We start from the raw sequence: 7353 nt of genomic DNA on the forward strand, positions 1-7353 counted from the left end.
TTCAGTTTTTCTATTAAGCTCAACATATATTTTAAAGGTTGGCGGTCACTTCTCATTTTACCTGACGGTGATCGCTTTTACTTTTGATATTCTCATGGGAGAATGAAACAGCCCTACCCTGCCTCCGTTATATTGCTAAAACTAAAAAAAGCGGGTTGAACCCCGCTTGTAATCAAAAACTAAGCCAACTTAAAGGCATCTCGCCAACACCAGCGCAACAGGGTAAAAGCTATTAAACCTTTAACCACTTCTAGAAACCAGTAACCAATCTGCAAGGACATCATTTCTCCCGACATTCCCGATGTGGTAACGGGGGACAGTAAACCCATGGCGCTCAGATTGGGAGTGAGAAAATAGGTGTAAATTAGGGTGATTACTAAGAGAACACCGGCGAATAGGAGCGATCGATGTTCGGGGAGATGGATTAAGGTATGATAGCGGTGGAAGACAACAAAGCTACACAGCACAATCGCCGCACAAACTAATTCCAGATGGTTAAAAATGCCAAACAGCAAGTAACCAGCACTGGCAAAGCCATTTTGTGTCATCATGCCAGCTACGGATAAGCTGGGGAGAATGATTAAATCGATGACGAAACTGGCACTTAACCAGAAACCGAGAACAACCATGGCTAGGGTTGTCCAATTAAACCAAGACCAATAACGCTCAACAAAAGTTTTCATTAGGCTTGCTCCTCCTTGCCTTTCTAACTTAATTGTAAAGAGCGTTCGCCAAAATTCTGGCCAGTTTTTTGGTAATTCTTAGCAATTCTTATCAATTCTGAGGGCAACCAAGCAATACCGCTCTTACCTCTAGATTTGGCTACCCGCTCGGGGCAGAATTGTAAAGATTTATCAACAAGTGTCAAAAAAACCTTTAAATATTGACCAAGCTGACGATTCTAGACTTACCCTAAAACAATAACTAACTATCTAGGGGTTTACTGTTATGGATAAGGATTTTCGTAACTATCGCATGGTTTGCACCCTCACCTTCGGAGATATTTACGGACAAATAATCGTTTGGTTAATCGTTATTTTTCTTACTCTGGCTTCCACTCTAGCTCTTTGGAGTAGCACTAGACAAATTTTCGCCCTCGCTACCGTAGGGTTAGTCGTCGTCCTCTCTTTGCCTTTTTTACTCTTTGCTTTCGTTACTACCCTCCTCAATCATATTGAATTCGTTCCCATCGAAGCGGAAACCAACATTCGTCGCGGTTCTGTCCCCGGAGTTAGCGGCAGCCGTTTACCCGCAGCTGGCTAAATCCGACCAAATCCCCAATAAATAATCTAGAGACGTTGTCAGCAACGTCTCTAGCAGTTTTTGCCATTGTTTGCGTCGGGGTTTCTCATCCTTAATTTTTGTAAATTTTTGTAAATTTAACTTGTTTTTAAAAACTTTTTCTGGTAGGGATTATCCAGAGAAAAATAGATGAAAGAGGGAAATTGTCAAGATAATAATCTTGTTTGCTGCCTGATCCCGGTCAATGATAAATTTTAAAATACCTAGTCTTTTACATTTTCCCAACTCTCGGAGTGATCCCCGATGTTAAAAAATCTCTTTGGTGGCAAAAAATCTGACTTTTACCTAGAACTAAAAGAAACCGATGGTGAACAAAAAGCGACAGCAACCACGGCAGCAGCCGCGCCTGTTGTGGAAGCACCTGCCCCTGCTGTGGAGTCTGCTCCCGCCCCCGTAGCCGAGAAAAAAGCCAAAAAAACTTCTGTTAAGAAAGAAAAGCAAGTAAAAGAAACTCCCGCCGCTCCTGTGAGCGCACCAGCACCCGTAGCCGCTACTAACGGTAAAGTAGAGCCGCAAGAAGTGGAATTTGCGACAAAATACTTGATTACTCCTAGTCTGTCTCGCCGTCGCCCTGGTCCAAGTTTGAATGGTTTCAAAGACATGGCGCGCAAGGCGAAACTACCTGCTAACCGCCGCTAAATCCCCCCGGATTGCTTTCTCAACAAAAAAAGGAGAGCTTTCTTTGACTCTCCTTTTTCATCAGGGTGCATCTACTGAATCAAGTGTAGCAGAGAGTTTTTTTGAGGTTGGTTATTTAGGCTACTGCCTAGAGTATTTTGGCGATAATTATTACCTGTCTTCTTGGGTAATTTTTAAAACCTAGGACTAGGTTGACTGGTGGACAGGTGCAAAATCAGTCTTCATATCTTGATTCGGCAACACCATTAGGGATTAACTTTCGCCGCTCGGATTAGCCAACCGATTACCCCACCCGTAACACCACTGAGGATCGAACTGATCGAAGCGGTGATCACCACTACTCCTATCTGTTTCCAGTTTTTCAATTCCCCGACTTTTTCGGCGAGATCGGTGGTTTTCCCCGCCGCGTTCTCTATAACTTTAACTCGATCGCTTAAACCCTCTATCTTCGCGTCTAGGGTTCGGATATCGCCTTTAATTTCCGACTGCCCTAACTCTAAATTCTTCTGTCCGTTTTCCATGGTGATTAGTCGGCTTTCCATGGCGGTTAGTCGGTTTTCCATGGCGGTTAGTCGGTTTTCGATCGCCTTCTGTCCGTTGGCAATGCCGATAATTAAATCCTCTAATCTTTTTAAATCTTTTTCAGTTGCGGCTGTCATCAGTTAAACTCCTATTAGTTGAATTTTTTCTCATTATCAACTTCCCTCCCAGATTTTTAGATAGGCGTTTTCCATATTTTGAGCGAATTTTTTCCCTTGCCAGAGGGGAGCTATGTCACGATTTCCTAACAGTTGATGGCTGATGTCTTGACGAAGGGAGCGATCGAGTCCTAATTTTACTCCCCAGTCGATATATTCTGTCTCATTCCAGCCAATTCCGGCTTCAATACCAGCATTAATCATAAAAGTATAACTATTGCGGGCGGAAAATTGTTCTCCTACCAGTGTAACTAAAGGGATTCCTTGCCATAAAACTTCTAAGGTGGTGGTAGCGCCATTGTAGGGATAGGTATCTAACACCACATCGGCAATCTGTAAATTAGCGCGATGGGTATATTCATCTATATCTCTCGGTAAAAACCGCAATCTTTGGGGATTAACTCCCTCCTGAATCGCTATTTCAGTAAATAATTCTTGAATTTTTTCAGTCTTACCGACTCCCTTAATCAGAAAATAACTATTGGGTACTTGTGCGAGAATTTTCATCTGAAGTTTAATGGTATCAGGATGGCGTTTCATGCCACTTTGTACGGAAAAATAGATGGTAGCATCGGGGGGAATTTCTAAATCTTCTCGACGTAGATTGGGAGTGCCGATTTCAAAACCATCCACTGCTAAATATGTCTCTGGTAAACGATAGATTTTTTCTCGATAATATTCCTCCGCTTGCTGGGGTAAAACGTAGGGATCGGCGATATAGTAATCAATAGCTGCTAATCCAGAAGCATCCCAACCTAACCAAGTCACTTGTTTTGCCGCGGGTTTCAGCGCCATAATCTGATTGGTGAGATTATGGGTTAAACTATCTAAATCTACTAGAATATCTATCTGATCTTGTTGAATTTGTTGGGCAACTTCTAGGGGATTTTGAGCGTAGGGAAAATGACGGATAATATCTCGGCTATCCCGGAACCATTGACGGGTAATTTCATCTTCTTTTTGGTTAATAGTATAGATGGCTATTTGCAATTTTTCTCGATCATGATGGTGAATTAACCAACGACTTAACCAACCGACGGAATGATGTTTTAAGGTACTGGCAAGATAACCGATCGTTAGTTTTTCTTGAACTTTTTTGATCGTAAGCAAAGGAGTTTTAAAACTATTATTATCAAGGAAAATTTCGGCGACGCGATTGGTTAATTGTCGATTGGCTAAGGCTCGATCGCCTAGGTAGGGTAAAGGACTAGAAACATTGAGAAAGCTAGTTTTAATAATTGGTTCTAAAGTGATATTTTTCTGACGGATTAATTCCTGTAATAAATTCTGATATTCTTGATAAATATGCTCAATTTCTTGCCAAACTCCCCAGCGCAAAAGTATTAACAAAATTAGATAATTACTGTATAACTTTAGGGTTGGAGTTAGACAAATTTCTCGCAATTGATAGGCAGTTATCAAAGAATTATCAAAGTCTTCGGCTAAAATATAGAGGTTAACTAACTGTTCTAAAAGACTCAGATCATTTGGTCTTAATTGCAGACAAAGTTTAATAATTTCTACTCCAAAAGTGGGACTTTGTTGCTCGTTGGTGACTCGTGCCGCTATCTGAAAAGCTTGCGGGATAAAACTATCAGCTAATTCCTCTAGGTAGGGTAAACTTGCTTGAGCTAAATCTAAAGTTAATTCGTGGGGATATAAAAGACTTTTGAGAACTACATTTAAAAGCAATTCTCGGTTAGGATTATATCTGAGATTGTCTTGAATAGGATAATTAAGTAGTTCTTCTGGATCGAATATTTCTAAATCTAAAGCTAAATCGAATAAAGCTAATAAATTATTAATTGACTTGGGAACAATTTCCTGTAGATGATAGCGAAGATATTCTACAGCTGCCAGATCACCTTTGCTTTGTTGTCGTCGCGCTTCTGCGTCTAAAACTGCTTCTAATTCTGCTTGCCATTGCTTAACTTGTTCGGGATTTCCTTCCCTGAAAACATTTTGCCACATCACCTGTGCTGCTGCTTCTAAATTTTGCAGAAGATAGGCAACTCCCAAGTACCAATAGTCAGAAATATTTTCGGGATTGTTATCGATTAGTTCCTCATAGATTGCCGCAACTTGAGGATAATCTTCAGCAATTAAAGCTTGATAAGCGTCAGGATGCCAATTCATATATTTAAATATCAATTACTATTTTTTTTGAGATAATATCTTCAGAAAATCTTGATGTTCTTGACTGGCTAAACCTTGCTGTAAAACTGTCAAAACCTGTCCTAAGTTACCCGCTAATAAAGCATTAACATCTAACCAAAGACCAGGGAAAACCTGCGAGTAAATTATCCCTCGACTATCGGGTTCAAGTTTAATATATTCTCCAGCATTTAATCGGAACCAATCTACTTGACGTTCATAAACTCGCCAAACAAGATATTCTTGCACTTGATTACGACGATAAACTCGCCATTTATTGTGGAGATCATAGGAAGCACTAGAAGCGGCGATTTCTACGATTAATTCTGGCGCACCTTCGATATAATCATCGTTACTAATAGTTGATTGTCCAGCAATTTTAATTCTTAGTAAAGCATCCGGTTGTACCTCATTATCTGCATCCAGACGCACTGTGGTATTATCCGCAGACATCACCCCAATTGTGGCAGCTTTATAGACCCCTAACCAAGTTAAAATATCAGAATGAGGTTCTCCATGACTCTGCACTCGCACAGGAGAAGACATATAAACTATTCCTTCAATTAATTCGGCTTTTTTTATTTCAGAAAGGTTCTGATAACGGCACTCAAATTCCTGGCGACTTAGTTGATCCCCATTTTCTAAAGGAGGGGTTTTAGGGAGGGAATAAATAGGTTCAGAAGTGATCATTTTATTTACCCCGAACAACAGTAGATTTATCCTCCCCTAGTCCAGTGAAAAGGTGACAGTTAGGGGGATAAAGCTCAAAAAGAATTGACTCATAACTGGAAACTGTCAACTTAAAACTTAAGACTTACATCTGATAACTGATAACTGATAACTGATAACTGAAATTAAACCACTTTAGCGATAGCAACTTCTAGTTTATCCATAGCCTCATCTACTTCTGTTTCCGAGACAATTAAAGGAGGGACAAAACGGAGAACTTTCGGACCGGCCGGAGCAATTAATAAACCCTCTGTCAAAGCTGCATTAACAATGGTAGATGAAACCAACTCACTTTCTGAATTAATTTCCAGACCATTAATTAAACCCCAACCGCGCACATCGACAAATAGATGGGGATATTGAGAAGCAATCACCCGTAAACGGCTGCGTAATTGTTCCCCTCGGTGCTGGACATTTTCGAGAATATGATCCCGTTCAATGGTTTGTAATACTGTTAAAGCTGAGGCACAAGCGAAAGGATTACCTCCAAAGGTACTCGCATGACTACCCGGTTCAAACACATCACAGAATTTTCTGCACATCATCGCACCGATGGGAATACCACCCGCTAAACCCTTAGCAGAAGTGAAAATATCCGGTTCCACTCCTAAATTCTCATAACCCCAGAGTTTACCAGTTCTTCCCACTCCCACCTGTACTTCATCAAAGACAAGCAAAATGTTATTTTCGTCGCAAATTTGCCGTAAACGTTGGAAATATTCCATATCCCCTGGACGAACTCCCCCTTCACCCTGCAAGGGTTCCAACATAATCGCAGCCACCCGACGATTACCCTCATCGAGATCAGCGATCGCATTTTCCACCGCTTCGATATCATTATAGGGAATATAGGCAAACCCCGGCATCAGGGGTTCAAAGTCTTTTTGATACTTCGGTTGACCGGTTGCGGTGATGGTAGCTAAAGTCCGACCGTGAAAACTAGCGTGAGCGGTTAAAATAACCGGCTGTTCGAGGAAATCTAGCACCGTATGGGCATATTTTCGTACTAATTTAATCGCCGCTTCGTTCGCTTCCGCACCAGAATTACAGAAAAAGACTTTATCAGCGCAGGAATGATCGACAATCCATTTAGCTAGTTCCCCTTGTTCGGGAATATAGTATAAATTCGAGACATGATGGAGTTTTTGGATTTGCTGGCTAACCACTGCAATTAAAGCGGGGTGTGCATGACCGAGGGTACAGGTGGCAATTCCCGCAACAAAATCAAGGTATTGTTTACCGGAAGTATCCCAGAGAAGACAGCCTAACCCTTTGGCGATCGCAATAGGGAAGCGACCATAAGTATTCATCACATAGCTGTTAAAACTATCTCGATCGAAGGGTTGATTCGGGTTTAAATTGGGAGTGGGATCAACTAGGGTTGGTTCTAAAAGGGTTTCTGGACTCACTGGGGAACTCCTGCGCGATTAGACTTGACACTCTCGCCGTCAAGCTACGCTGTGACGGGAGATTCTTGCTTCTACTCCTCTTAACTAGACACAATCCGAAGACTATGCCCCCGTCAGACCGAATCCACAAGCGTTTTGGTTTAACGTCTACCGACTGCCCGGCGGCGGACGGCTCTGAATTTTATTTGTGGGCAGAATTGACCTTAGCCGTTAAGCTTCTATCCTGCTTGACCCGTCACCATTACATTTTCAAGGGCGATATTTGTTCCGAGGTACAAAGGATCGGGAGGTTTCCGTGATACCTTACGCGCTTTACCGCTTTCTGTATTCTAGCGAAATCCCTCGAAAGTGGAAACGCTACCGCGTTAGTTTCATTTTGGTCGCGATTCATCTCCCTTTAAGCAAGGGCGGCTCTAACGGGA

Annotated in this window: 7 protein-coding genes; 2 read left to right on the forward strand and 5 right to left on the reverse strand. The window is 41.8% G+C overall.

Going from position 1 to position 7353, the window contains the following annotated elements:
• Positions 1–179: 179 nt before the first annotated feature.
• Positions 180–683 carry a hypothetical protein gene (locus tag EWV84_RS06695; protein ID WP_287077332.1) on the reverse strand — a complete coding sequence of 168 codons (504 nt, stop codon included), beginning with the start codon at positions 681–683 and terminating at the stop codon, positions 180–182.
• A 265-nt stretch (positions 684–948) separates the two neighbouring features.
• Between EWV84_RS06695 and EWV84_RS06700 the strand changes: the two genes are divergently transcribed.
• Positions 949–1263: a hypothetical protein gene (locus EWV84_RS06700; RefSeq protein ID WP_286826468.1), complete on the forward strand. Its 315-nt coding sequence runs from the start codon at positions 949–951 to the stop codon at positions 1261–1263.
• A gap of 282 nt (positions 1264–1545) precedes the next feature.
• Positions 1546–1941 (forward strand): hypothetical protein, encoded by a 396-nt coding sequence (locus tag EWV84_RS06705; protein ID WP_287077334.1) that lies wholly within the window; start codon positions 1546–1548, stop codon positions 1939–1941.
• Between the two features lie 245 nt (positions 1942–2186).
• On the opposite strand, the gene EWV84_RS06710 is transcribed toward EWV84_RS06705, so the two are convergent.
• From EWV84_RS06710 to EWV84_RS06725, 4 genes are all read right to left on the reverse strand, one after another.
• Positions 2187–2600 (reverse strand): hypothetical protein, encoded by a 414-nt coding sequence (locus tag EWV84_RS06710; protein WP_287077337.1) that lies wholly within the window; start codon positions 2598–2600, stop codon positions 2187–2189.
• 36 nt (positions 2601–2636) lie between these two features.
• Positions 2637–4775, reverse strand: a complete 2139-nt coding sequence (locus EWV84_RS06715) for an O-linked N-acetylglucosamine transferase, SPINDLY family protein (RefSeq protein ID WP_287077338.1) — start codon at positions 4773–4775, stop codon at positions 2637–2639.
• An 18-nt stretch (positions 4776–4793) separates the two neighbouring features.
• Positions 4794–5483, reverse strand: a complete 690-nt coding sequence (locus tag EWV84_RS06720; protein ID WP_287077339.1) for a Uma2 family endonuclease — start codon at positions 5481–5483, stop codon at positions 4794–4796.
• A 164-nt stretch (positions 5484–5647) separates the two neighbouring features.
• Entirely contained in the window at positions 5648–6931 is a 1284-nt protein-coding gene (locus EWV84_RS06725) for an aspartate aminotransferase family protein (protein WP_287077340.1), read from the reverse strand.
• Positions 6932–7353 lie beyond the last annotated feature (422 nt).

The organism is Microcystis sp. M_QC_C_20170808_M3Col (genome assembly GCF_007095505.1).
Classification (GTDB): domain Bacteria; phylum Cyanobacteriota; class Cyanobacteriia; order Cyanobacteriales; family Microcystaceae; genus Microcystis.

Bases quoted from the DNA above. Each gene is read 5' to 3' on its own strand.
- EWV84_RS06695 (WP_287077332.1), bottom strand. From the start codon at position 683: ATGAAAACTTTTGTTGAGCGTTATTGGTCTTGGTTTAATTGGACAACC.
- EWV84_RS06700 (WP_286826468.1), top strand. From the start codon at position 949: ATGGATAAGGATTTTCGTAACTATCGCATGGTTTGCACCCTCACCTTC.
- EWV84_RS06705 (WP_287077334.1), top strand. From the start codon at position 1,546: ATGTTAAAAAATCTCTTTGGTGGCAAAAAATCTGACTTTTACCTAGAA.
- EWV84_RS06710 (WP_287077337.1), bottom strand. From the start codon at position 2,600: ATGACAGCCGCAACTGAAAAAGATTTAAAAAGATTAGAGGATTTAATT.
- EWV84_RS06715 (WP_287077338.1), bottom strand. From the start codon at position 4,775: ATGAATTGGCATCCTGACGCTTATCAAGCTTTAATTGCTGAAGATTAT.
- EWV84_RS06720 (WP_287077339.1), bottom strand. From the start codon at position 5,483: ATGATCACTTCTGAACCTATTTATTCCCTCCCTAAAACCCCTCCTTTA.